Origin of the sequence: Hyalangium ruber, assembly GCF_034259325.1 — a bacterium.
Taxonomy (GTDB): Bacteria; Myxococcota; Myxococcia; order Myxococcales; family Myxococcaceae; genus Hyalangium_A; species Hyalangium_A rubrum.
This window is the reverse complement of record NZ_JAXIVS010000002.1, coordinates 394,446-419,180: the sequence shown is the minus strand read 5'-3', so window position 1 is coordinate 419,180 and position 24,735 is coordinate 394,446. Positions and strand designations below refer to the sequence as shown.

Sequence of the window (24,735 nt, the reverse complement as noted above, 5' to 3'; positions counted from 1 at the left end):
TGTCAGAACCCACATCAGCCTCGTGGTTTGACGAGGCGCTGGACGCCATGAACGAGCGGCTCAATGTCCTGGTCGTCGATGACGAGCACTCGGTGCTGGTCACCGCCGCGGCCATCCTCTCCGAAGACTTTCGCGTGCTGACGGCCTCCGACGCGACGGCGGCGCTGCGGTTGATGGAGCGCAACACCATCGATGTGCTGGCCACCGACTTCAACATGCCCGGGCGCAACGGCATCCAGCTCTTGCGCGAGGCGATGCGGCTCCAGCCCCACCTCTCCGGCGTGCTCGTCACCGGCCACCGCGAGTATCTCGACAAGCGGGACAAGTACGAGATGCAGGGGCTCTACTACCTGCTCATCAAGCCCTATGAGCCCAAGCGGCTGGTGGAGTTGATCCACCGCGCGGCGGAGGCCTCCCGGCTCAAGCGGACGATGAGCTCGCTCTCCTCGGAGCTGAGCGCCTGGAAGCGGGTGTTGTGAGATGAGCGGCAGTGCGGTTTCCGCCCGATACGCTCGGGGTGTGCTCATCGCCACCGGGCTCCTGTGGGTCGTCGCGGTGTTCGGAGGCATGGCGGCCCTGTCCCACTACGCCACCACGCCCGGGGAGAGCCGTGAGTCTCCCGCGCGGTGGCCCAAGGACAGCGCCCTGCACCCCACGCCGGGACGCGCCCAGCTCGTCATGCTGGCCCACCCCCGCTGCCCCTGCACGCGCGCGAGCCTGGGGGAGCTGGAGCAGGTGCTGGCCAAGGCCGGGGGGCGCGCGGAGGCTCACGTCCTCTTCCTCCGGCCCGAGGGGCTGGAGAAGGAGTGGGAGAAGGGTGAGCTGTGGCAGCGCGCCGCCTCCATCCCCGGCGTCACCGTGCGCGAGGACGTGGGCGGCGTGGAGGCACGGCGCCTGGGCGCCACCACCTCCGGGCATGTCCTGCTCTTCGATTCGGAGGGGCTGCTGCGCTTCAGCGGAGGCATCACCAGCTCGCGCGGACACGCGGGCGACAACACCGGGCGCGCCACGCTCGAGGCGCTGCTGAGCCAGCCGGAGTTCGTGGCCGAGGGGCGCCACCCCGTCTACGGGTGCGCGCTGGAAGGGCCGGACGAGCGCCTCGCGGTGGGGGCCCTGCCATGAGCCCGAGCCCGAGCCCGAGCCCGAGCCCGACGATGGAGCATGTCGCCGGCGAGCAATTGGAGGAGCGCGCGGCCCGGCTCTACTCCCGGCACCTGGAGGGTGTGTGGCGGCGGGTGGATCGGCTCTTCGCCCGGCTGATGCTGGGGCAGTGGCTGTTCGCCATCGCCATCTCGCTCTTCTTCTCTCCCTACGCGTGGGAGGGCAAGGCGCGCGAGGTCCACGTCCACGTGTACGCGGCCCTCTTTCTCGGCGGGGCGCTGAGCGCCTTCCCCATCGCCCTGGTGTGGCTGCGCCCCGGCACCGCGCTCACCCGGCACGTGGTGGCCATCTCGCAGCTGCTCTGGTCCGCGCTGCTCATCCACCTGACGGGCGGCCGCATCGAGACGCACTTCCACATCTTCGGCTCGCTGGCCTTCCTGGCCTTCTACCGGGACTGGCCCGTGCTGCTCACCGCCAGCGCCATGGTGGTGGCGGACCATTACCTGCGCGGCCTGTACTGGCCCGAGTCCGTCTACGGCACCCTGAGCCCCGAGTCCTGGCGCCTGCTGGAGCACTTCTTCTGGGTGGTCTTCATCGACCTGGTGCTCCTGTTCTCCTGCCGCGGCGCGCTGCGGGAGATGCGGGAGATGGCCGAGCGGCGGGCGGTCGCGGAGCTGGCCTCCGAGCGCGAGCAGCAGAAGACGCGGGAGCTGGACCGCGCGCTCACCGAGCTGCGGGACGCGCAGGAGCACCTCATCCGCGTGGAGAAGCTCGCGGCGGTGGGCCAGCTCGCCGCCGGCGTGGGCCACGAGCTGCGCAACCCCCTGGCCGCCGTGCGCAACGCCCACGCCTACCTCTCCAAGCGAATCTCCCGCCTGGAGGAAGTCACGACGGATCCGCGCGTGCCCCAGTTCCTCTCGCTGATGGACCGCGAGCTGAACACCTGCGGCCGCATCATCTCGGACCTGCTGGACTTCGCGCGCGAGAGCCCCATGAGCGTGCAGCCCTGCCCGCTGCGCCCGCTGGTGGACGAGGCCGTCGGCGTGGTGCCCTCGCGCGAGGGCGTGCGCGTGCTCAACGAGGTGCCGGAGGACCTGCCGGTGCCGCTGCTGGACCGGGAGCAGTTCCGCCAGGTGCTCATCAACCTGGTACAGAACGCGGTCGAAGCCATGCCCGCCGAGCGAGGAGGCGAGGTGCGGGTGCGCGCCGAGGGCGGAGACACCACGCCGCTGCGCGTGCGGGTGGAGGACAATGGCAGCGGAATCCCCGAGGACGTGCTGCCCCGCATCTTCGAGCCGCTGTTCACCACCAAGAGCCGGGGCACGGGGCTGGGACTGGCCATCGTCGCCACCCGAGTGCAGCGCCACGGTGGTACCCTCCATGTGACGAGTGAGGCGGGCCGGGGCAGTGAGTTCCTCATCCAGTTGCCGCCTTCCGTGGCGGCCCAGGCGGCCTAGAGAGGGTGTTGCGGTGAGCGCGGCGCGCATTCTGGTCGTCGACGACGAGGAGTCGCTGCGAATCACCCTCGCGGCGAACCTCGAGCTGGAGGGCCATGAGGTGGTGGAGGCCTCCACCGGCGAGGAGGCCCTGCGGCTGGTGCGCGAGCGGCCCGTGGACGTGGTGCTCGCCGACATCCGCATGCCGGGGTTGCACGGCGTGGAGCTCAACCGCCACCTGCGGCGCGAGCAGCCCGGCCTGCCCGTGGTGCTGATGACGGCCTTCGCCCAGGAGAGCCTCGTCGGCGACGCGCTCGCCGAGGGCGTCTTCACCGTGCTGCCCAAGCCCTTCGACGTGGAGCACCTGCTCTCCACGCTGCGGCGCGCCGCGCGCACCCCCGAGGTGCTCGTGGTGGATGACTCCCAGGAGGTGGCGGAGGCCACTGTGGAAGGCCTGCGCCTGTGCGGTGTGCGCGCCGAGGCCGTCTTCGACGGAGACGCCGCCGTGGAGCGCGTGCGCTCCGGGGTCTGCGACGTGTGCGTGGTGGATCTGGTGATGCCGGGGATGACGGGGCCAGAAATGGTGGGGCAGCTGCGCCACGCGGGCCTGCCCGTGGCCATCATCGCCGTGTCCGGCCATGACGTGCCCGAGATGATGCGCCAGGTGGCCGCGCTCGGAGACGTGGCCTGCATGCGCAAGCCGATCTCCATTCGAGAGCTGGCGCAGACCATCGCCCGGACGCGGGCCAAACCCCTGGTGAAGAGCTAGGAGCCGACATGGACGAGCAGAACCCAGGCAGCGAGGCCCGCGAGCGCGCGGCGGTGGCGGAGGTGGTGTCCTCGGTGCTGCGCCATGACCTGCGCAACCGCTTCTCCAGCATCCGCAACGCCTCCTACTACCTCATGCGCCAGTCGCAGAAGACGGAGCTGTGGAAGACCGACCCCCGCATGGAGGCCTTCTTCCAGCTCATCGACCGGGAGCTGGCCTCCGCCGAGGAGCTGCTGTCCAACCGGGGGCCCTTGAGCTCGAGGGATCAACGCGGCCTGATGCGGCTGCGCGAGGGGGTGGAGCGGGCCTTCGGGCAGGTGCGCATTCCCGCCACCATCCGCGTGGAGCGCGCCTGGGAGGAGCGCTCCCGCGTGGAGGCGAACGCCGAGGACCTGGCGCTGCTCACCCGCTGCCTGCTGGAGAACGCGGTGGAGGCGATGCCGGAGGGTGGCCTGCTCGGAGTGCGCACGCTCCAGGGCGAGGGCGGCGTCTCCGTGCTCGAGGTGACCGACAGCGGGCCCGGCCTGAACCCGGAGCAGCAGAAGAAGGCCTTCGAGCCCTTCATGACGACGAAGCCGGGGCACGCGGGGCTGGGGCTGTGCATCGTCCAGCGGCTGGCGCTGCGCAGCGGCGCGTGGGTGGAGCTCCAGCAGCGAGAGCCCCAGGGCCTGCGGGTGCGGGTGGTCTTCCCCGCGGCGGAAGAGACCGGCGTACCGGGCGGCGCATAGCACGACAAGGGAGGGGCTCGATGGAAACACAGGGGACAGCGCGGCGCAGCCTCCTGCTCGTGGAGGATGATTTCGCCAACGGGCTGACGCTCTCGGCCCTGCTCGAGGAGTCGGGCTTCAGCGTGGTCATCGCGGAGTCCTGCGCCGAGGCCTCGCGGCTGCTGAACGCGCAGCCGAAGTATGACGCGGTGCTGTTGGACTCGCTGCTGGGGGATGGGGATGGGCGCTCCCTCATTCCGCTGGTGCGCCAGCAGGTGCCCGCCGCCCGGCTCGTGCTCGTCACGGGGATGGATGGCAAGGGGCCCAAGCCCGCCGTGGACGCCATCTTCCAGAAGGGCCGGGCGTTCGCCGAGCTGCTCTCGTGCCTCCGGTCGCTGCTGCCCCCGGAGGGCGCGCCCCCCAGTTAGTCAGGGCCGCGAGAAGCTGGGCAGCGTCGCGAACGTGAAGCCCTGCTTCATGCCGCAGCGGTGGACGGCGGCCTTCCACGCCGCGGCCTGCTGCTGCGTCTCGAAGAGCCGGCCCGCCGCGTGGACCCAGCGCCCGCCGCGCAGCAGCTCGAAGCGCGGTACGGGCTGGCCCAGGCAGGTCTCCAGCGTGCCGAGCCGCGCCGCGAGGCCCTCGCGCGTCTCTCCTTCCGCGAGGAGGATGGCCTGGTAGGCGCGGGGCGTGGGGTGGGCCGGGTGCTCGGGGTGCCCGTCCACGGGGCCCACGTCCACCTGCTCGACGCCGACGCGCGGCGGCTGGGCCTTCCCGTTCTCCACGTGCTCCTTGAGGGCGCGGACAATCCACAGGGTTGCTCCCTCGGCCTGGGGCGCGCTCTCCACCCACCAGGAGGCCTCGGTGCGCGAGGTGCTCGTCCCCTGCTTCAGGGTGCCTCCCAGCGCCAGGGCGCGCACCTCGGGGAGCCGGAAGCTCTGGCCGGAGATGACGTACAGCATGGAGCGCTCGCCCTGCTCGGCGCGGTGGCGCGTCTCCAGGAGCAGCGCGTGCTGACAGGCGTCGGGCGCGATGCAGCGGAAGGCCGCGAGGTCCACCAGCGCGTCCTCCGGCGAGGCGAACTCCTGCCGACGGCACTCCTTGGACAGCAGCGTGAGGCGGCCCTTCGACAGCTGCACCGTGGCCAGGGGCTCGGCGCGGCTCCTGGCGCTGGAGGGGACCTGCACCAGCGCGTCGAGCCCTCCCCACTCCGGGCGGCGCAGGAAGGGCCCGCGCACCAGTCCCTGGAGTCCGTAGGCCAGGTGCGCCGCGCACGGGCGGCCCTCGGGCGCCGGGTCCACCGGCCCCCAGGTGAGGCTCAGGGTCGCTCCGGTGTTACCGGGCTGGCACCGAGCGTCTTCCAGGGAGCAGGGCTGGCCGGAGGCGTCGCGGAGCTCCCCGGGCGCGCGGCGCACGGTGCCCGCCAGCGCCAGCCAGCCCTGCGAGAGGTCCGCGGTGAGGACGCGGAACCAGCGCCGCCCGTCCGGGCCGGTGGGGCCGTCCTCGAGGAGCAGCACGGGGGCTCCCTGGACGGTCCCCTTCGCGGGCCCGTTCGGAGCGGTGTGCAGGGGCTGTCCCAGCACGTCGAACACGAGCTGCCCCCGGCTCAGGGCCACGGGCGGAGTGGGCGCGGCCGGAGCCTGGGCGAGCGCCGGAGCGCTGGTGAGCAACCCCGCGCAGCACAGCGCCATCGCCAGGCGCGAGAGGGGCAGGGAGCAGCGGGAGAGGGAGGACATGAACATGGGGCGGGCTCCACCTCCACCCTATCAGCGGCCTGGGGGCCAGGTGGCCTGGAGGGCCATTGGAGCGCCCTGTTCCGCTCACTATCATGAGGCTGTCCTTATGAACCCTCGCTTCCCCTTCACCCCCTATCCCCGGGGCTGGTTCCAGGTCGCGTGGTCCGAGGAGCTCCCCGCGGGCGGCGTGCTGCCCCTGTCGTGCTTCGGCCGGGAGCTGGTGCTCTTCCGCACCGAGGCGGGCGAGGCACACGTGCTCGATGCGTACTGCCCGCACCTGGGCGCGCACCTGGGCCACGGCGGCCGGGTTCACCAGGGCAACCTCCAGTGCCCGTTCCACGGCTGGACCTTCAACGGCCAGGGCGCCTGCGTGGCGATTCCCCACGCGCCCAAGATTCCGCCCGGCGCGACGCTGAACGCGTGGCCGGTGCAGGAGCTCAACGGCGTCATCCTCGTCTACCACGCGGCCGACGGCGCGGCGCCAGAGTGGCGGGTCCCCGCGCTCCCCGAGGCCACCGAGCCGGAGTGGTTGCTCGCGCAGAAGAAGCAGTGGCGCATCCGCACCCACGTGCAGGAGATCTCCGAGAACGTCGCCGACCCGACCCACTTCCGCTACGTCCACAGCGCCCTGTCGATGCCCGAGGCGGAGCTGTCTTCCGAGGGCCATGTCCTGCGGATGGACTCGAAGATGCTCCAGCCCACCCCCCGGGGCCCGGTGCAGGGGCGCATCCAGGGCGAGGCGCACGGGCTGGGGTACTGGGTCATCCGCTTCAGCGGCATCGCGGATGTGGCGTTCATCTCCGCCGCCACGCCGGTGGGGCCCGAGCACGTGTCGCTGCGCCACACCTTCTTCATCCGAGCGCCCACGCAGCCGGGCGGCAGCAACAACGTCGGCAAGGCGCTGGTGGCGGAGATCCTGCGCCAGGTGGAGGAGGACATCCCCATCTGGGAGAACAAGGTCTACCGGCCCAAGCCCCTGCTCTCCGCAGGGGAGCGCGCCATCCCCGTGCTTCGCCACTGGAGCCGCCAGTTCCTCGAAGGGTAGAAGGGGCGCATGTCCGAGCGCCTCCCCTCCCGGCCCGTTCAGCTCGTGCGCACGGCGCTGGCCGCGAGCTGGTCCATGCTCTCGCTGGTGGTGTTCATCCCCCTGGCCTTGCTGGCGCTGCCGTTCGATCGCCAGCAGCGCGTGCATGACGTGTGCTCCATCCTCTGGGCGCGCGGAATCCTCGCGCTGGGCGGCGCCCGGCTGGTGGTGCGCGGCGCCGAGCATGTGTCGCGCGACGAGCGCTACATCATCGTCGCCAACCACCAGAGCCTGCTCGACGCCGTGGTGGTGGTGGGAGCGGTTCAGCCGCTGACGTCCCTGCGCATGGTGGCCCAGGTGAGCGTGTTCCGAGTGCCCCTCATCGGCTGGGGCATGCGGCTGTTCGGGCACATCTCGGTGGACCCCGCCAGCATGCGCGCCTCGCTGCCGGGGCTTCAGCAGGCGCAGCAGGGCGCCCAGCGGCGCTGCTCCATCGTCTTCTTCCCGGAGGCGGGCATCAGCCGCGATGGGAAGATGCGCCCGTTCCACAACAGCGCCTTCCACATCGCCGCCCGCGCCGGGGTGCGCGTGCTGCCCATCACCCTCTCCGGCGCGTTCGACATCCTCCCCCGGCACCGCAAGGTCGCGGTCCGGGGCGGCGACATCCTCGTCACCATCCACCCGCCCGTGGGTCCGCTGGAGCAGACTCATGAGGCGGCGGTCGCGGCCTCGGCGCGCTGCCGTGAGACCATCGAAGCGGCGCTGCCTCAGGCGCCACCCGAGGAGCCTTTTCGGGAACAGGGTTCTCTGGAATTACGTTGATTGTTAAATATTCTCGTGAGATAAGAAAGCCAAGCCCTGGGGGGGATGATGCGGAGCGAGCGAGGACATCGCGGGCCGAGCAGGCTGACGAACGTGTTCTCGGGTGGTCGCCACCACTCCGGAGCGCATTCGCGCGGCCCCCTGGAAGTGGGCGATCGGCGATGATGTTGGACCTCTCCAGGTGGTCGGGCCAGAAGGTGGCTCATCCCCGCACGGGCCCCCATGCGCGGCGGCCGTCTGGGAGGAATGGATGATCGAGCTTCCTACGTACACGCGCCTCAGCCCGCTCCAGGCCCGGGGCTACCACCTGCTCTACCGCGCGGTGCGGGTGGAGGATGGACTGACGGTCATCCTCAAGACGCCGCGTTCCGAGCACCCGGGGCCGCGAGACCACGCCCGCCTCGAGTACGAGTACCAGCTCTTGCAGCGCCTGGAGGGCGCGCCCGGCGTCATCCGGGTCCACGGCCTGGAGATTCACCAGGACCGGCCCGTGCTGGTGCTGGAGGACATCGAGGGGACGGATCTCGTGGAGCAGGCAGGCGTCCCGCTGGGGCCGGCCCGTTTCCTGGAGCTCGCGCTCTCCCTGGCCTCCACGCTGGCCGAGGTCCACCGGCGAGGGATTACCCACAAGGACATCAAGCCGGCCAACATCCTCCTGTCCCCGGCGGGGCCGCGGCTCATCGACTTCGGTATCGCCACCCTGCAGCCGGTGGAGCACGTGCAGGCCGCGCCGCTGCACCTCATCGAAGGCACGCCGGCTTATATGTCCCCGGAGCAGTCGGGGCGGATGAACCGCGCGCTGGACTACCGCACCGACTTCTACTCGCTGGGCGTCACCTTCTATCAGCTGCTCACCGGCGGCCTGCCCTTCCAGGGGAGGGATCCGCTGGAGTGGATGCACGCGCACCTGGCCCAGGCGCCCGTGCCGCCGCACCAGCGCGAGCCCTCGATTCCTCCCATGCTGTCGGCCATCGTCCTCAAGCTGATGGCCAAGGTGCCCGAGGAGCGCTACCAGAGCGCCGAGGGGCTCAAGGCGGACCTGGAGAAGTGCTGCGAGCGGTTGGCGCGCGGAGGCCAGGAGAGCTTCACGCCGGGCAGCCACGACTTCCCGGCCCGCTTCCAGCTTCCTCAGCGGCTGTATGGCCGTGAGACCGAGGTGAAGTTGCTGCTGAACGCCTTCGAGCGCGTGGCGCGCGAGGGGCGCCCCGAGTGGCTCCTGGTGCGCGGCTACTCTGGCATCGGCAAGTCCTCGGTGGTCAACGAGCTGCACCGCCCGGTGGTGCAGCGGCGGGGCTTCTTCCTCAGCGGCAAGTTCGATCAGCTCCAGCGCGACGTGCCCTACGCCACCCTGGCCCAGGCGTTCCGGGGCCTGGTGCAGCAGCTCCTGGCGGGCGGGGACGCGCAGGTGGAGTCGTGGCGCAAGCGCCTGCTGGAGGCCTTCGAGGGCAACGGCAAGGTGCTGCTGGACGTGGTGCCGGAGCTGGAGTGGGTGACGGGCCCGCAGCCGGTGGTCTCGGAGCTGCCGCCCCAGGAGGCGCAGAACCGCTTCCACCGCCTCTTCCTGCGCTTCCTGGGCGCCCTGTCGACGCCGGGGCGCCCGCTGGTGCTCTTCCTGGATGACTTGCAGTGGGCGGACTTCGCCAGCCTGGAGCTGCTGAAGTACCTCTCCACGCACCCGGACACACCGCCCCTGCTGTGGGTGGGCGCCTACCGGGACAACGAGGTGGGCCCCGCCCATCCGCTCGGAGTCGCGCTGGAGGAGGCGCGCAAGGCCGGCGCTCGGCTGGGGGACATCCACCTGCAGCCCCTGGGGTTGGATCAGACGCGCCAGTTGGTAGGCGATGCCCTGCCCGGCACGCGCCCCGAGGTGCTGAAGGGCATGTCCACCGTCCTGCAGGAGAAGACGGCGGGCAACCCCTTCTTCCTGCTCCAGTTGCTCCGGACGCTCCACCAGGACGGGCTGCTGGTGCGGGCGCCCGAGGAAGGCTGGAGCTGGGACGAGGCCGGGGTGAAGGCCCGCGCCTACTCGGACAACGTGGTGGAGTTCATGGCGGGCCGGCTGCAACTGCTGCCAGGCCCCACGCAGCAACTGCTGCGCCTGGCCGCGGGCGTGGGCAACGTGTTCTCCGTGCCGACGCTGGCGCTGCTCGCCGGCGTCGAGGCCCTCGAGGTGGAGCGCGGGCTGGAGCTGGCCATGGGCGAGGACCTGGTGGTCCGCACGGGCTCCGAGCACTACCGCTTCCTGCACGACCGCATCCAGCAGGCGGCCTATGCCCTCATCCCCGAGGCGGAGCGCAAGGCGCTGCACCTGCGGATCGGCCGGCTGCTGCTGGCGAGCCTGCCGCCGGACGAGCTGCGCGAGCGGCTCTTCGACGTGGTGGCCCAGCTCAACGCGGGCGTGGAGTTGATGGAGGAGGGCGCCGAGCGCCACCGGCTGGCGTGGTTGAACGCCGAGGCGGGCTGGCGGGCCAAGGCGTCCGCGGCGTGGCGCTCGGCGGTGGGCTACTTCACCGCCGCCTTCCCCCTGCTGCCCGGAGCGCCGTGGGAGACGGAGTACGCGCTGGCCTTCAAGCTGCGGCTGGATCAAGCCAGCTGCGAGCTGATGAGCGGCAACACCGTCGAGGCGCGCCGGGTGGTGGACGAGCTGCTGCCCCGGGCTCGCACGCGCCCGGACATGGCCGAGGTATACCGGCTCAAGAACACCCTGCACCTGGCCGCCGGCGAGGTGCACCTCGCGCTGGGCTGTCTCCTGGAGTGTCTGGAGAAGTTCGGCATGCCCCTGCCGCCCAGCCCCACCCCCGAGGAGGTGCGGGCCGCGGACGAGGAGGTGTGGAAGCTGCTGGGAGGGCGCTCCATCGAGAGCCTCATCGAGCTGCCGGCGATGACGGACCCCGACATGAAGGCGGCCGTGAGCGTGCTGGCCGACCTGACGGTGCCGGCGCTCTACGCCGCCAGCAGCCTGCTGCCCTACCACCTCTGCCGGCTGGTGGCCCTCGCCATCCGTCACGGCAACACGGAGGTCACCCCCCACGCCTTCGCGTGGTACGGCTACGTGTGCTGCGTGGCCATGGCGGAGAAGTACCAGGCCGGGCACTCGTTCGGCCGGCTCGCCAAGCGGCTGGTGGAGCGCCCCGAGTACTCCGCCCACCGCAGCGGGGCCCTGTTCATCCTGGCGCACCTCAGCCGCTGGGTCCGGCCGCTGCCCAAGTCCCTGGGCCTCTTTCATGATGCCTTCGGCCACGCGCTGCAGCGCGGGGACTTCCGCACCGCGTGCTACTGCTGCGACAACATCGTCATCAACATGGTGTTGATGGGGCGCGAGCTGGGCGAGGTGTACCAGGAGTCGCTGGCCCGCCTGGAGTTCGCGCGCAAGGCGAACTACGAGGACATCTGCTACTTCATCATCATCTACCAGCGCCTGGTGCAGCAGCACCGCGGGCTCACGAGTTCGCTCGAGTCGCTGAACGGTGACGGGTTCGACGAGGCGGAGACGGAGGCGCGCCTGGTCGTCCGGGGCGTGCCGCTGATGGCCTGCGTCTACTACAACCTGAAGATGCGGGCGCGCTTCATGGCGGGCGCCTATGCGGAGGCGCTCGAGGTGGCGCGGGTCGCCGAGCAGTACGTCGGGGCCATGGGCGGCCTCAGCGTGCAGTTCGACTACTACCTCTATCGGGCGCTCATCCTGGCGGCCTGCTGGCGGGACGCGGCGCCCGAGCAGCAGCGGGAGTTCCTGGAGTCCATGCGGGCGCTCCACCAGAAGCTGGCGTCCTGGGGCCGGCTTTGTCCGGAGAACTTCCGCCCGGCCGAGCGGATGGTGGCCGCGGAGCTGGCCCGGCTGCAGGGGAAGACGGATGAGGCGACGCAGGCCTACGAGGAGGCCATGCAGTCGGCGTACGAGCAGCGGTTGATTCACCACGCCGCCCTGGCCGCGGAGCTGGCCGCCCGCTTCTGGAAGGAGCGGGGGATGACGCGGATCGCCATCACCTATGCCCGCGAGGCCTGGGTCGCCTATCGGCAGTGGGGCGCCGAGGGCAAGGCGCGGCAGCTCGCCTCCCAGTGGCCGCAGGTGGCGGTCTACCAAAGCGGCGGAGACAGCACCTCGAGCTCGGGCTCCGAGCAGTTGGATGCGCTGAGCCTGGTGAAGGCCCAGCAGGCGGTCTCCAGTGAAATCGTCCTGGACCGGCTGGTGGACACGCTCATGCGCGTGGCGCTGCAGAGCGCGGGGGCCCAGCGAGGGGCGCTGCTGCTCAAGCAGGGCGAGGCGTTGGAGGTGGTGACCATCTCGGACACCACGGGGGTCAAGCTTCCCCGCAGGCAGGAGTCGCTGCCCTGGACGTTGCTGTCCTACGTGCGGCGCACGGGCGAGTTCGTCCTCCTGGGCGATACGACCCAGCCGCACACCTTCGCGGTCGATGCCGAGCTGCTGCGCGGCCGGGCGCGCTCCGTGCTCTGCCTGCCGCTGCGCCGCAAGGAGGAGTTCTACGGCGTGCTGTACCTGGAGAACGCCCTGACGACGCAGGCGTTCTCTCCGGGGCGGGTGTCGCTGCTGGGGCACATCGCCTCGCAGGCGGCCATCTCCATCGAGAACGCGCGGCTGTACGCGGAGCGGCAGGCGGCGGAGCTGGCCCTGCGCGCGGCCAACCAGGAGCTGGTGGAGAACGAGGAGCGCTTCCGCACGCTCATCGACCGCAGCCCGGATGCCATCTTCATCCACCGGGAGGGGACGCTGACCTTCATCAACCCGGCGGGCGTGGCGATGCTGGGCTACGAGCGCGCCGAGGAGCTCCGGGGGCACCGCGTGGCGGCGCTCGTCCTGTCCGGGGACGAGAGCGCCCTCACGGAGACTTCGGAAGCGGCCGGCGCCACCGAGGTGCGCTGGAGTCACCGCACGGGCCGGCAGGTGCTGGGCGAGGTGGTGTCCTTCCCGCTGGTGTTCGATGGGAAGCCGGTGGTGGTGTCCATCGCGCGTGACATCACCGAGCGCAAGTCGGTGCAGGAGCGGCTGCGCGCCGCCGACCGCATGGCCTCGCTGGGGACGCTGGCGGCCAGCGTGGCGCATGAAATCAACAACCCCTTGTCCTTCATGACGAGCAACCTGCGCTTCATCGACGAGGAGCTGCGCGGGATGGCCGAGTCGGGCGAGGCCCTCGCGGGTGAACGCGGCCAGGAGGTCCGCGCGGCGCTCCAGGAGACGCTGACGGGCAGCAGCCGCGTGAGCGAAATCGTTCGGGACCTGAAGACGTTCTCTCGCGGGGACGAGGAGCGGCGCGGGCCGGTGAACGTCCACGCGGTGCTGGAGCTGTGCGTGAACATGGCGCGCAGCGAGATTCGCCACCGCGCGCGGCTGGTGAAGGAGTTCGCGGAGCTGCCTCCCGTGCTCGCCAACGAGACGCGGCTGGGGCAGGTGTTCCTCAACCTGCTGGTGAACGCGGCGCAGGCCATCCCCGAGGGCGCGGATGTGAAGGCCCATGAAGTCCGGGTCAGCACCACGCGGGACGCGGCCGGGTGGGTGGTGGTGGCGGTGAAGGACACCGGGGTGGGCATTCCGCCGGAGAACCTGGGCCGGCTGTTCGACCCGTTCTTCACCACCAAGCCCGCCGGCGTGGGCACGGGGTTGGGCCTGTCCATCGTCCACGGCATCATCACCGGGATGGGCGGGAAGATTACCGTGGAGAGCGAGCCGGGCCGGGGCTCGCTCTTCCAGGTCTTCCTGCCTCCGGTGGGGGGGGAAACCCCCGCGTAGTCAGCGCCTCAGGCCAGCGTGCCGGGGAGCTGCCCGGCGGCGATGGCCTCGGAGATGGCGCGGCGTTTGATTTTGCCGCTCGTCGTCTTCGGCAGCGTGCCCGGCGCCACCAGCAGCACGTGGTCGATGGCGATGCCGTGGGCCCGCAGCCGCTCGCGGATGCGCTCGCCCAGCTTGCTCTGGGCCTCGGCCTCGAGCTTCGTCTCCGCCAGCACGTACGCCATCTCCGTCTGCCGCTGCTCGGAGCGCACCCCCACCGCCGCCACGCACCCGGCCCGCACGCCTTCCACCTCCGAGGCCAGCTCCTCGAGGATGGAGGGGATGAGGTTGTGGCCGCCCTTGATGATCAGCTCCTTCTTGCGGCCGGTGATGAAGTACGTCCCGTCCGCCTGGTAGCCGAGGTCTCCGGTGCGCAGCCAGCCCTCCTGAACGGCGGAGGCGGTCAGCTCCGGCTCGCGGTAGTAGCCGTCCATCAGCGTCGCCGCGCGCACCAGGATTTCTCCCTGCGTCCGCTCCGGCACGGGCTGGTCCTGCTCATCCACCAGCCGCACCTCTGTATGCGGGATGGGGCGGCCCACGCCCGTCAGCTCCAGCGCGCCCGGCCCCTCGGCGCATGGCACCGCGCGGCCCTCGCGCTCCAGCGTGGCCCGGTCCACCCGGTCCACCACCGTGGGCGCGAGCTTCGGCGGGAACGTCACCGCCACCGTGGCCTCGGCCAGCCCGTACACCGGGAAGAAGGACTCGGCCCGGAAGCCGCACGGCGCGAACTTGTCCGAGAAGCGGCGCAAGAGGTCCGGCGAGATGGGCTCGGCGCCAATCATCGCCACCTCCCACGCGCTCAGGTCCAGCCCCGCCTCCTTCGCGCGGTTGGCCAGCCCCAGGCAGATGGCATAGGCGGAAGGGGGCGCCGCGCAGATGGTGCCCTTGAACTGGCTCATCGTCTCCAGCCAGGCGAAGGGCCGCTGGCGGAAGTCGAGCGGCGAGAGCATGTGCGCCGGGAAGTTGTTGAAGAACGGGAACAGCAGCCCGCCCAACAGCCCCATGTCATGGTGCAGCGGCAGCCAGGACACCGCCATCGCATGCGCGGGCGAGGGCAGGGCCCGGCTCATGCTCTCCATGTGCAGCATCACCTTCTCATGGGAGAGCACCACGCCGCGCGGCTGGCTCGTGCTGCCGCTGGTGAGCTGGACGAGGCACGGGCCCGGCGCCGCGTCCGGCTCGGGCTGGAACGGCAGCGCCCGGCCCTCCTCCACCAGCGAGTCGGCGACGATGAGGGACACCCCATTGCCCGAGCCCTCGCCGGCCATGCCCGCCAGCATGCTCGAGAGCACCAGCGCCTTCGCGTCCAGCTTGCGCGCCGTGCCCCGGAGCTGCTCCAGGTACGCGTCCAGGTCCGAGAGCCGGTAGGGCACCCCGAGGATGCTGGGCACCGCGCCCAGCGCCCACACGCCGAACAGCGTGCTCACGGCCGGGCGCACCTCGGGGATGAGCAGCAGCACCCCATCCCCTGGGCGCACGCCGCGGGCGTGGAGCGCCGCGGCCACCGCTCGGGCCTCCGCCCACGTCTCGCCCCAGGTGCGGGAGAGCCACTCCTCTCCCTCCTTGTAGCGGACGGCGAGCCGCTCCCCCTGCGTCTGGGAGCGGGCCTTCAGCAACCCCGCCAGCGTCCGGGGCCCGCCGCTCACTTCGCGTTCCCGGGGATGGGCCAGCCCGCCACGTGGACCTTGGGCGCTCCCTTGGTGGCGAGGATCATGTACTCCAGCGCCGTGCGCCGGGCGAACGACAGCTTCGCCACCGTCATGTAGCCCTGCAGCACCTTGGCGAAGCCCGGAGCCATCGCCTCGATTCGCTCGCGGTTCTTGCGCACGTTGTCGATCCAATGCCCCAGCGTCTGCACGTAGGAACTCGTCAGGTCCTCCACGTGCAGCAGGTCCAGGCCCGCCCGCTCGATGAGGCCCAGCTCCTCCGAGAGGCTCAGCAGCCGGCAGTAGCCCAGCGCCGTCACGAAGATGTAGCGCGTGGCGCTGCTGTCGCGGTCGCCGCGCACCTGCTCCGGGAAGTAGCAGTCGGAGATGAACAGCCGCCCGCCGGGCTTGAGCGTGCGCCCCACCAGCTGGTGGATGGCCTCCCGGTTGTGCATGTGGACGATGCTGCCGGAGAAGAGCAGCACGTCGTAGCTCTCGGGGGCGGGGTCGAGCTTCTCCACGTGCGTGAGGTCCACCCGCACGCGGTCCGCCACGCCCCAGTCCTTGGCCCGCTGCAGCGCCACCTCGCGCTGCTTGCTGCTCAGGGTGATGCCGTGGAACTCGCCCTTCGTGTGCTGCGCCAGGTACAAGAGCAGGCTGCCCCAGCCACAGCCCACATCCAGCACCTTCTCTCCCGGCTGGATGTTCAGCTTGGCGGCCACCCGGGCGTATTTGCGCTCCTGCGCCGTCTCCAGGTCCTCCTCGGGCGAGAGGAACACCCCCGTGGCGTAGGCCAGGCGCTTGTCCAGCACCAGGCTGAAGATGTCGGGATTGTGCTCGTAGTGCTGCGCTACCTCCCGGGCCTCGTGTACCCGCTGCTCCTCGGGGGTGCGCTGGGCGGCGACCTTCTCGTCCGGGTGCCGCAGCCCCAGGTCGATCGCCGTCATACCGCCACCTTCCCCTTCTGCTGGGAGAGCTGCTGGGCCACGAAGCGCGCCAGGTCCTCCACGGTGTTCAGGTTGGCCTCGGCCGGCGAAGTCATGTCCGGCATGGCGAAGCGGAAGCGCTCCTCCAGGGCGATGTTGATCTCGATCATCGCCAGGGAGTCGATGCCCAGCCCGTTCTCCAGCCGGGCGGTGAGGGGAACCTGCTCCAGCGGACGCTTGAGGGCCCCCGCGATGATGGCCCGTACCTCCCTGCCGATCTCCTCGAGCGGGGGGATGGAGTCTGCCACTTGCGATCTCCTGGTCTGAGGGTCACGTCCCCCAGAGACAGGTGGCGCGCGGCGCCCTGGCCCGGAGGGCTTCGTGCCGGTTGGAAGCTTGGACGTTAGGCCGGCAGGCGTACACTGACAATGACGGAGGAGGGCCCCTGGGATATGAGACGTCTCGGGTTGGATCTTTTGGATCCATCCTTCAGTTCGTCCAGCTTCAGCCGTTAACGTCGGCCTCACAAGCTGGCATGCTTGGAGTTTCTCGGAACGCGGGACGATGACCTCTCCTTCTACCAACATCGGCTCACTCCCCCCGGGGACGATGGTGGGGGAGTATGTCATCGACAGCGTCCTGAGCTCCGGCGGCTTCGGCGTGGTGTATCACGCGAGAGACCCGGACCAGCGCCAGGTGGCCATCAAGGTCAGCAAGCACTCCGCCAAGTCCATCACCGCGCAGCAGCTCGTCTGGCAGCAGAACGAAATCGAAGCCCTCACCCGGCTCAAGCACCCCGCGCTGGTGGAGGTGCTCGGCTACGGTTTCCTGGACGATGGGCGGCTGTACCTGGTGATGGAGCTGGTCAACGGGGTGGTGCTGGGCCAGTACCTCCAGGAGAAGGGCCCGCTGGAGGTGCTCGAGGCGCTGCAGCTCACGCGCCGCATCGCCGAGGCGCTGGCCTACTGCCACGAGTCGAACGTCCTGCACCTGGACCTCAAGCCGGCCAACATCATCATCACCGATCCGGTGGAGCCGAAGGTGAAGGTGCTGGATTTCGGCCTGGCCCGACTCTCCAGCGGCTTCAAGACGCACGAGGGCGGCCCCATCGCCGGCACGCTGGCGTACATGGCGCCCGAGTGCTTCTTCGGCGCGGTGGACCGGCTGTCCGAGAAGGTGGACCTGTACGCGGTGGGCACGCTGCTCTACGAGATGCTCTCGTGCGTGCTGCCCTTCCCGGGCAACGCCTCGTACGCGGCGCTGGGCTCGCTCAAGCGCTCGGGGAAGATGACGCCGATGGAGGAGACGGCGCCCCTGGTGCCCGCGCCGGTGGCGGCCATGGTGCGCTCGCTGTTGGATCCGGATCCGGCCCAGCGCTTCGGCGGGGCGGGGCGGCTGGCCACCCGGCTCAAGGGGCTCTACTTCGACCTGTTGCACGGCAACACGGGCGATGGCGTGGTGCCCTCGGTGGTGTCCGAGCTGGTGCCCGACGACGTGCCCTTCGTGGGGCGCGCGCGGGAGATGGCGCTGGTGCGCGAGGCGGTGGACGCGGTGGCCGACCGGCAGGGCCGCGCGCTGATGCTGGTGGGCGAGGCCGGCATGGGCAAGAGCCGCCTCGTCTCCGAGGTGCTGCTCCAGTCGGACATCTCCGCACGGGCGCTGGTGGGCTATGGGCGCTGCCGCCAGCTCGGAGAGCTGGTGCCGTACTCGCCGCTGCGCGAGGCGCTGGGGCAGATGGTGGAGCTGCTGATGGGCATCCGCAGCGAGCCCGGCCACCGCGTGCGCAGCCTCGCGGGCCAGGCGCTGGCGGGTGAGGCCCACGAGCTGCGGCGGCTGGTGCCCGAGCTCAGCCGGCTGCTGCCGGACGGCGCCGAGCGCGGCAGCGAGGGCGTCATCGTCCAGGGCATGGGCGCCGAGCGGGTGGGCAAGGCGCTCACCTTCCTGCTGACGGCCATTGGCGCGGCCCGGCCCCTGGTGCTGGTGCTGGAGGACGTGCATTGGGCGGACGAGGGCACCCTGGCGGTGCTCACCCGGCTCACCGCCAACCCTCCGCCGGGGGTGCTGCTGCTGTGTACCACCCGGCCTCCGCCGCGCCTGTCGCCCAGCAACGCGCTGCAGATGGTCACCCTGAGCGCCCTGGAGGCCGAGGAGAATGATCGGCTGCTGGCGACGCTGGCCGGAGGGGCGGCGCCCACCGTGGTGCGCTCCCTGCTGCAGTCGGTGCCCTTCCTGGCCAGCGGCAACCCGCTGGTGAGCTCGCAAATCATTCGGGACCTGCAGCTGGGCGGCTACCTGTCCCAGGAGGCGGATGGCCGCATCCGCATCTCCGAGCGGCTGCGGGGCGAGTACCAGCCTCCGGACTCCGTTACCACGGTGGTGGCGCGCGCCCTGGAGCGGCTGGAGGAGCGCGTGCTGCGCGTGCTGCGCGTGGCCGCCCGCATCGACCGGCGCTTCCGGCCCACGGACCTGGAGGGGCTGGGGTTGTTCACCCCGCGCGAGGTGCGGGCCGCCATCACCGCGGCGGAGGAGCAGCGGCTGTGTGTCACCACCGGTGACCGGTGTACCTTCGCCCATGACATCCTCCGCGAGCGGCTGGCGACGGACGGGCGCCTGGCGAACCTGCCGGACATCCACCGCCGCATCGGCGAGCGGCTGCTGAAGCGGGGGGCGCCTCCGGGCACGCTGGCCTACCACTGGGAGCAGGCGGGAGAGCCGCTGCGCGCGGCCGCCGCGTACCTGGAGGCAGGGCTGGAGGCCGACAAGCTGCTGGACCCCATCGGGGCCAGCCAGCACCTGCGCAAGGCGTTCACGGTGCTTGGGGCGCAGCCGGCCTCGAGCGAGCGCGACGACATGCTGGTGAAGTCGCTCTACGGGCTGGTGCGCATCGGGTGCTTGTTGGGCAGCGCGGTGGAGATGCTCAAGCACCTGGAGTTCGGCCAGGGGCTGTTGGCGGAGCCCACTCCGGAGCAGCGGCTGGCGCTCAACAGCGCGTGGGCGCGGGCGTACTACGCGCAGGGCAACTTCCCCAAGGCGATGGAGTACAGCGAGCAGTGCCTGGATGCGGCCACCGAGCCCTCGCTGCGTCATTATATGTACGCGCCCTCGAGCATCCTGGGCCGGGCGCTGAGCGGCTCGGGGCGGTTCGGGCCGTCCATTCCGATGCTCACCGAGGCGACGGACCTGTCGGCGGAGGCGGGCGAGACGGTGGAGCAGGCGCACTCGGAGGGCATCCTCGCGCTCGCGCTGGCGTACACCGGGGAGTACAAGCGGGCGCGGGAGCACGCGGCCACGGCGGCTCGGCTGGCGCTGCGGCTGGGCAACCCGGTGCGCATGGCGGCCTCCACCTTCTATTACGCCACCATCGCCGAGGCGGAGTTCCACTGGGATGAAGGGGTGCAGCGCAGCGCGGATCTGCTGGCCTTCACCGAGGCGCACGGGATTACCGGGCTGTACGTGTGCATGGGCAACTTCTACGCGGGCCGGCACCAGTTCCACATTGGCCGGCTGAACCGGGCGCGGCACCTGCTGCAGCATGCGCTGGGGTTGGCGAAGCAGCAGGGCTCCTCCTATGGCATGTCGCTGGCGTACGCCTACCTGGGGGATGTGGAGTTCGTGGCCGGGCGGGTGGAGGAGGCGAAGGCCTCCTACGAGAAGGGGCTGGAGCTGGCCAACGCGGGGGTGACGGACGAGCAGGCCGGGCCGCTGTGCCTCATCGGGCTGGCGCACCTGAAGGCGTTGGCGGGCGGGCCGATGGAGGAGGTGCGGGCGAAGGGGGACGAGGCGCTGCAGCGGCTTCGGGCGGTGGACAACGTGAGCAACCAGATTCCCACGCTCCAGCGTTACGCGGAGGCGTTGGAGGAGCTGGGGGATGCGGCCGGCGCGGCGCGGCTCTACGAGGAGCGGCAGGTGCTGGTGAAGCGGCTGGGGCTGCTGGAGTGTGACTTCTGGCCCCGGGTGGCGGAGACGGCGCTCACGGAGCCGCTGGCGCCGAGGCAGTACTGGCGCAAGGCGAGCACGCGCCTGTCGTCGTCCAACTCGCGCCCGGTGGTGCAGGAGGACTTCAACGCGGAGACGGTGGTGCGCGCCGCCGCCCCGCCGCCCGACACCGTCGAGCAGTGAGTCCCTGAGGGCTCAGGAGCCCTGGGCGCTCACATGTCGGGGCGGCACAGCCACGGCTGCTGCTCGTTGAGGCGCAGGCACCGGTAGCCCGGCGCGCATACGTCGGGGCTGTCGGGTTCACACGGCTTGAGGCACGAGGCCCGGTCGCACACGAGCCCCTTCGCGCAAGGGGGACGGTCCTTGCCGCACTCCGGGAAGCACTGGGTCCATACCTTGGCCTGGGGCTTGGCGATGAACAAGGCGAGGCACTTGCGTCCGTCAGGGCAGGGGGTGCGCTGACAATCGGGGCCGTAGACCTGAGCGCAGGTGGAGGCGCCATGGGTGTCCCGCATGCATTGCTGGCCCTCGGGGCAGGTCTGCCCTTCACAGCTCGGGCGGCATGCCGGGCCCGGGATGACGTCCGCGCAGTAGGAGCCCGTCGGGCAGCTCGCGGAGTCGTCCAACCGGCAGGGACGCCCACACCAGCCTTGGGCGCAGAGCAGGCCCGGCGCACAAGCAGAGTCCTGGCCAGAGGGAATGCTGATGCAGGTTTCCCCTTCCTTGCGCACTCCTGGAGGGATGCAGAAGCGGACCAGAGGACCTCCCCCGAGGGTCGGAAGGGGACGGCAGGTGAAACCCTCCGGGCACTGGGCATCCGTGACGCAATCGCTGTCGCTGCAGTAGTGCTTCCGCGCGCGAATGTTGGCGAGGCACCCCAAGGGAGGCTCACAGTCGGCTCGCTTCGTACATTCTCGGTGGTAGCTCTGGAGGCTCAGGCGCTCCTCGAAGCCGAGCATTGGACTGAATCGCGAGTCCTCCTGCACCTGTTCCGCTGGGCGCTGGAACATGAGATTCGAGAGAGCCCATACGAGGGGCACAGGCAGAAGCAGCCCGGTCAGCGTCGCCAGGAATGCGTGCCGGGTTACCCGCATAGCTCGAGGCACTCCTCACTGGTTGGGTCCTCTCCGCAGTAGAGCTTGATCTCTGCCTCCGTGCATTTCCCGGACTTGAGCAACTCCTGCACGTCCTTATGCATGGCGCGCTCGATGGTGCCTCTTCGGCCGAAGGCGTGAGGACACCCCAGGCCTCCGACCAGGGCCAGGGCCCCGATCCAAGCAGTCATCCAGCGCATGAATGCCCCCCGTTCGTGGCAAGCACAGGCTAACAGGCCGAGCTGCGTGGACGGGCTCACGTGCCTGGCGGTCTGTGTGTTCCCGGACGCACCCGCGAGAGTCGTGGGGCGCGGGAGCCACACCGTCTGAGGCCATGCGGCCACGTGCATGCGCGCACTCCATGTTCGCGCCGAGCGCCGCACCTTCGCCGATCTCCGCCCACGCGGTGGGTATCAGTCCTGCATTGCCCTGCTCACGCGGGAGAGGGCAATCCATGAACGTCAAAGAGAAGCTGAGTGAAGTGCCGAAGAAGCTGAGCGAAGTGCTGAGGCAGAGCGTTTTCCTGACCCGGGCGGCGGCCGGCTCCGTGGTCAGCAAGGCGCGGTGGTTCATCTACACGCCCCGAGGGCGCCGGGTCGCCGTCGGGCTGACCACGGTCGGGCTCGTCGCCCTGGCCGCATCCAGCCCCCCCGTCTGCATGGTCGAGCCGGGGCAGGTGGGCATCCGGGTCAACCTCCTCTCTGGCAACCCCACCGAGCTGCGCGAGGGCTGGGCCCTGCTGGTGCCCCACGTCCACCGGCTCCACCTCTATAGCCTCAAGGACCAGATCTTCCGCCCGGACCGCAGCACCCAGGCCAACGGCCCTGCCCCCTTCCAGTCCGTGGAGGGCCTGTCCCTCGGCGTCGAAATCTCCGTCCGCTACGCCCTGGACCCGGCGCGCGTCGCCACCCTGGCCTCCTCGATGCCCGAGGACGTGGGCCGCGAAATCATCGAGCCCGTCATCGATGGGGTGATGCGCCGCCACTTTGCCCAGCACACCGTCCGGGAGATCTTCTCCACCCACCGGATGCAGATCCAGAAGGCCATCACCGAGGAGATCGCCCCCCTGATGGCCGCTGACGGCGTCATCCTGCGCTCGGTCACCCTGGGCAACGTGGACCTGCCCTCGCAGTACCGCGCTGGCTTGGAGTCCCTGCTGGCCGAGGGCCTGAACGCCGAGAAGATGCGCTACACGTTGGAGCTCAAGGACAAGCGCGTCAAGGAGTCCGAGCTGGACGCGGAGGCCGACAAGGTCCGCCGCGAGAAGGCCGCCGAGGCCGCCGGCAACGAGGAGGTCATCGCCGCCAAGGCCAAGGCCGAGGCCATGCGCCACATCCTCCCCTTCAAGGAGAAGGAGATCGAACAGCGCCGCCTGGAGGCCGAGGCCGCCAAGGTGTCCCGGCTCACCCACGCCACCGCCGAGTCCGAGGCCCGTCAAATCGAAGCCGAGGGCGAGTCGGTCGCTCGCCGCAAGCTGGCCGAGGCCGACGCCTACCGCGTGGAGGTGACGGGCAAGGCCGCCTCCGAGCAGCTCGCCCGGGACGCGGACCTCATCAGCCGCAACCCGCTGCTCATCCAGAAGACCCTGGCCGACAAGCTGTCGGACAAGATCCAGGTCATCATCGCCCCTCCGCAGGCGGGCGGCTTCATCGCCGGCAACCTGCTGGGGCAGCCCACCTCCACCGGGTACGCGAGCGGCGCGGCACCGAAATCGCAGAGCGACCTGTCCGCCCGCGCGGAGCCGAGCCAGTCCGAGGGCTCGGAGTACCAGGAGGAGTAGCCCCATGCTCGCCACGCTTCTGACCGTTGCCCTCGTGGTCCAGGACCAGACGCCCCTGCGCGCCACGGCGCAGGAGACCGCCACCAAGCAGGCCGTGCTGTTTCAGGGCGAGTGGCTCGAGGTCCGGGGGGAGCGCCAGGGCTTCCTCCAGGTGTACGACCACCGCCGCGAGCGGCCCGGCTACGTGCGCGAGCACCAGGTGCGCGTCTACACCCTGGACGAGGCGAGCGTGCCCCAGCTCCAGGCGGTGGTGGGGTTCCTCAAGGACACGCCGGGCGCGGAGGCGCTCGGCATCGGCTACACGGCGGCGCTGCTGCGCGCGGCGCCCGCCTCGCAGGTGGGCCCGGAGCTCTTCGACGCCATGGGCACCTTCGCGGAGCGGCTCGCCCGGAGGGCCTCCGTGCGCCGCTCGTTGGATGAGACGCTGGGAGGGCACCTCGAGGTGGCCTCCAGCTACGGGGTGAAGTTCACCAGCATCGAACAGGAGGACCGCACCCGGCTCTGCTACGACGGAGAGGCGTTCCGCCGGGTGCTGGCGCTGGGAGGCACGGCCCAGGCCCGGCTCCGGGCGGCGCTCGCGCTCACGCGGCCGGATTGCGTGGACCCGGCGCTCGGGCCCGTGGAGCGACAGGCCCTCAACGCGTGGCGCGCCTCGGTGCTGGAGCAGGTGGACACCAGCCAGCTCCCCACGTGGCTCTCCAACCGCCTGCACCTGCGCCGCGCCGAGGTGTACGCGACGCTGGCCTACCAGTGGTCCCGCCGGGGTGAGGCGCGAAAGGGCGCCGAGGCCAGCGAGCGCTCCGTGCGAGAGCTGGCGCGGGTGCTGAGGACGGAGCTGGCCGACGAGGACCGCTCCGCCTACGCGGCCGCCGCGGTGCGGGTGGGCGCCTCGCGCTGGGCCTCGGAGCCCGTCCCGGAGAAGCCCTCCTCCGGCGCCTTCCTCGAGCTGAGCCCGGGCAAGCCGGGGGAGACGTGCGTGCGCCTGAAGGAAGCCAAGGACTTGCTGCGCGAGCAATGCACCTATGGGCTGGTGTGGCCGGCGTCGATTCGCCGCTCGCCCCAGGGCACCGTCGTCTCCGTGGCGGTGCAGCTCCTGGAGGGGTGGACCGAGCTGTGGGTGTTCCACCGGGAGAGCGACGGGTGGAAGCAGGACGTGCTGTCGCCCGCCGCCACCGAGCCGAACCTGGGCTACGTGGAGCTCGCGGGCTACACCCCGGACGGCTCGCGCCTGCTGGTGGCGCGCGAGGCCCTGGTGGAGGGCCGGGTCAAACCCCTCTTCCAGGTGCTCAAGCGGGAGACGCTGCTGCCCGAGGTGAGCGCCGAGCGGCCGCAGGACTCGGGCACCTTCCAGCGCTGGAGCTCCGCCGAGTGGCGTGGCGGCACCGTGGCCCTGCGCTGAGCGCCACCTCCCCCGCTAGTCCCAGCGCTGGATGTCCAGCAGCGTGGCCCGGCCCGGCTGCCGGTAGAAGGTGAGCAGGTCCTGCGGCGTCGTCTCCTTGGGCGTGAAGCTCTTGGCGTCCGGGTGGCCGGACCACGTCATGCAGCGGGCGATGGACTCGCTGCAGAACATGGAGCGCGAGGAGCGGAAGGGGTTGCGCCACTTGCGCTGCATCCACCGCCCCACCTGGACGACGGACTGGCCCACCAGCCCGCCGAAGTCATAGGCGCTGCCCACCCACTCCCCCAGCCGCAGGAAGCCCGGGTCCAGCGGGTGGGAGGGCTCCACCAGGGCGATGATGCGGTTCTTGCGCACGAAGCGCGGCCAGGTGATGAGGCGGAAGCCGAGCTCGTGCGACTCGAGCACCATGTCGCACTGGAAGTCGTCATCCCAGTACAGGAAGAAGCAGTGGCTGCATTCGCTGGCGGTGAAGCGCCGGACGATGGCCGAGACGGGGTTGAAGCTCCGCGGCGTCGAGAAGCCAATGAGCGTCGTCCGCCCTTGGGAGATGGGAGCGGTGTCGCTCATATGCCGTGTTCCT

The 24,735-nt window shown here is 70.8% G+C and carries 18 protein-coding genes; 12 read left to right on the top strand and 6 right to left on the bottom strand.

All coding sequences use genetic code 11. The annotated features are described in order from the left end of the window. The first annotated feature begins 47 nt into the window (after nucleotides 1-47). From SYV04_RS06725 to SYV04_RS06700, 6 genes are read left to right on the top strand one after another with little or no spacing between them, the layout of a single operon-like run. Nucleotides 48-479 carry a response regulator gene (locus tag SYV04_RS06725; protein WP_321544790.1) on the top strand — a complete coding sequence of 144 codons (432 nt, stop codon included), beginning with the start codon at nucleotides 48-50 and terminating at the stop codon, nucleotides 477-479. 1 nt (nucleotide 480) lies between these two features. Next, the gene (locus SYV04_RS06720) at nucleotides 481-1,122 is read left to right on the top strand and encodes a thioredoxin domain-containing protein (RefSeq protein ID WP_321544789.1); all 642 of its coding nucleotides are present in this window, start codon (nucleotides 481-483) and stop codon (nucleotides 1,120-1,122) included. Beyond that, nucleotides 1,119-2,558 (top strand): sensor histidine kinase, encoded by a 1,440-nt coding sequence (locus SYV04_RS06715; RefSeq protein WP_321544788.1) that lies wholly within the window; start codon nucleotides 1,119-1,121, stop codon nucleotides 2,556-2,558. Before SYV04_RS06720 ends, SYV04_RS06715 begins: the two co-directional genes overlap by 4 nt. Nucleotides 2,559-2,571: 13 nt before the next feature. Continuing rightward, complete coding sequence (locus SYV04_RS06710; RefSeq protein ID WP_321544787.1) at nucleotides 2,572-3,306, top strand: response regulator; 735 nt, start codon at nucleotides 2,572-2,574, stop codon at nucleotides 3,304-3,306. An 8-nt stretch (nucleotides 3,307-3,314) separates the two neighbouring features. After that, nucleotides 3,315-4,034 carry an ATP-binding protein gene (locus tag SYV04_RS06705; protein ID WP_321544786.1) on the top strand — a complete coding sequence of 240 codons (720 nt, stop codon included), beginning with the start codon at nucleotides 3,315-3,317 and terminating at the stop codon, nucleotides 4,032-4,034. Nucleotides 4,035-4,054: 20 nt separating this feature from the next. Beyond that, nucleotides 4,055-4,441: a response regulator gene (locus SYV04_RS06700; protein ID WP_321544785.1), complete on the top strand. Its 387-nt coding sequence runs from the start codon at nucleotides 4,055-4,057 to the stop codon at nucleotides 4,439-4,441. Here SYV04_RS06700 and SYV04_RS06695 read toward each other — a convergent pair whose 3' ends face one another. Then, nucleotides 4,442-5,752 (bottom strand): hypothetical protein, encoded by a 1,311-nt coding sequence (locus SYV04_RS06695; protein WP_321544784.1) that lies wholly within the window; start codon nucleotides 5,750-5,752, stop codon nucleotides 4,442-4,444. Between the two features lie 100 nt (nucleotides 5,753-5,852). On the opposite strand from SYV04_RS06695, the gene SYV04_RS06690 reads away from it, so the two are divergent. The 3 genes from SYV04_RS06690 (at nucleotide 5,853) to SYV04_RS06680 (ending at nucleotide 13,335) form a co-directional block, all read left to right on the top strand. Then, nucleotides 5,853-6,791, top strand: a complete 939-nt coding sequence (locus SYV04_RS06690) for a Rieske 2Fe-2S domain-containing protein (protein WP_321544783.1) — start codon at nucleotides 5,853-5,855, stop codon at nucleotides 6,789-6,791. 9 nt (nucleotides 6,792-6,800) lie between these two features. Beyond that, on the top strand, nucleotides 6,801-7,592 hold the full coding sequence (locus tag SYV04_RS06685; RefSeq protein WP_321544782.1) for a 1-acyl-sn-glycerol-3-phosphate acyltransferase: 792 nt from the start codon (nucleotides 6,801-6,803) through the stop codon (nucleotides 7,590-7,592). Nucleotides 7,593-7,842: 250 nt separating this feature from the next. Further along, nucleotides 7,843-13,335 carry an AAA family ATPase gene (locus tag SYV04_RS06680; protein ID WP_321544781.1) on the top strand — a complete coding sequence of 1,831 codons (5,493 nt, stop codon included), beginning with the start codon at nucleotides 7,843-7,845 and terminating at the stop codon, nucleotides 13,333-13,335. Nucleotides 13,336-13,343: 8 nt separating this feature from the next. Here the strand turns inward: SYV04_RS06680 and SYV04_RS06675 are convergent, their stop codons facing one another. Genes SYV04_RS06675 through SYV04_RS06665 form a run of 3 tightly spaced genes read right to left on the bottom strand, consistent with a single transcriptional unit; the run spans nucleotide 13,344 to nucleotide 16,254 of the window. After that, a complete protein-coding gene (locus SYV04_RS06675) occupies nucleotides 13,344-15,020 on the bottom strand; it encodes an AMP-binding protein (protein ID WP_321544780.1) in 1,677 nt (558 codons plus the stop codon). Continuing rightward, nucleotides 15,017-15,967: an SAM-dependent methyltransferase gene (locus SYV04_RS06670; protein WP_321544779.1), complete on the bottom strand. Its 951-nt coding sequence runs from the start codon at nucleotides 15,965-15,967 to the stop codon at nucleotides 15,017-15,019. Before SYV04_RS06670 ends, SYV04_RS06675 begins: the two co-directional genes overlap by 4 nt. Further along, nucleotides 15,964-16,254, bottom strand: coding sequence for an acyl carrier protein (locus SYV04_RS06665; RefSeq protein ID WP_321544778.1), 291 nt, complete (start codon nucleotides 16,252-16,254; stop codon nucleotides 15,964-15,966). The genes SYV04_RS06670 and SYV04_RS06665 overlap by 4 nt, the downstream gene beginning before the upstream one ends. Nucleotides 16,255-16,510: 256 nt before the next feature. Between SYV04_RS06665 and SYV04_RS06660 the strand changes: the two genes are divergently transcribed. Beyond that, nucleotides 16,511-20,065, top strand: coding sequence for a serine/threonine-protein kinase (locus tag SYV04_RS06660; protein ID WP_321544777.1), 3,555 nt, complete (start codon nucleotides 16,511-16,513; stop codon nucleotides 20,063-20,065). Nucleotides 20,066-20,094: 29 nt separating this feature from the next. Here SYV04_RS06660 and SYV04_RS06655 read toward each other — a convergent pair whose 3' ends face one another. Beyond that, nucleotides 20,095-20,397: a hypothetical protein gene (locus SYV04_RS06655; protein ID WP_321544776.1), complete on the bottom strand. Its 303-nt coding sequence runs from the start codon at nucleotides 20,395-20,397 to the stop codon at nucleotides 20,095-20,097. 1,033 nt (nucleotides 20,398-21,430) lie between these two features. Here SYV04_RS06655 and SYV04_RS06650 point away from each other — a divergent pair. Together SYV04_RS06650 and SYV04_RS06645 are read left to right on the top strand one after the other, a co-directional pair. Continuing rightward, nucleotides 21,431-22,756, top strand: a complete 1,326-nt coding sequence (locus SYV04_RS06650) for an SPFH domain-containing protein (protein WP_321544775.1) — start codon at nucleotides 21,431-21,433, stop codon at nucleotides 22,754-22,756. A 4-nt stretch (nucleotides 22,757-22,760) separates the two neighbouring features. Continuing rightward, the gene (locus SYV04_RS06645) at nucleotides 22,761-24,155 is read left to right on the top strand and encodes a hypothetical protein (protein ID WP_321544774.1); all 1,395 of its coding nucleotides are present in this window, start codon (nucleotides 22,761-22,763) and stop codon (nucleotides 24,153-24,155) included. A gap of 15 nt (nucleotides 24,156-24,170) precedes the next feature. Here SYV04_RS06645 and SYV04_RS06640 read toward each other — a convergent pair whose 3' ends face one another. After that, the gene (locus SYV04_RS06640) at nucleotides 24,171-24,722 is read right to left on the bottom strand and encodes a hypothetical protein (protein WP_321544773.1); all 552 of its coding nucleotides are present in this window, start codon (nucleotides 24,720-24,722) and stop codon (nucleotides 24,171-24,173) included. Between the last annotated feature and the right edge of the window lie 13 nt (nucleotides 24,723-24,735).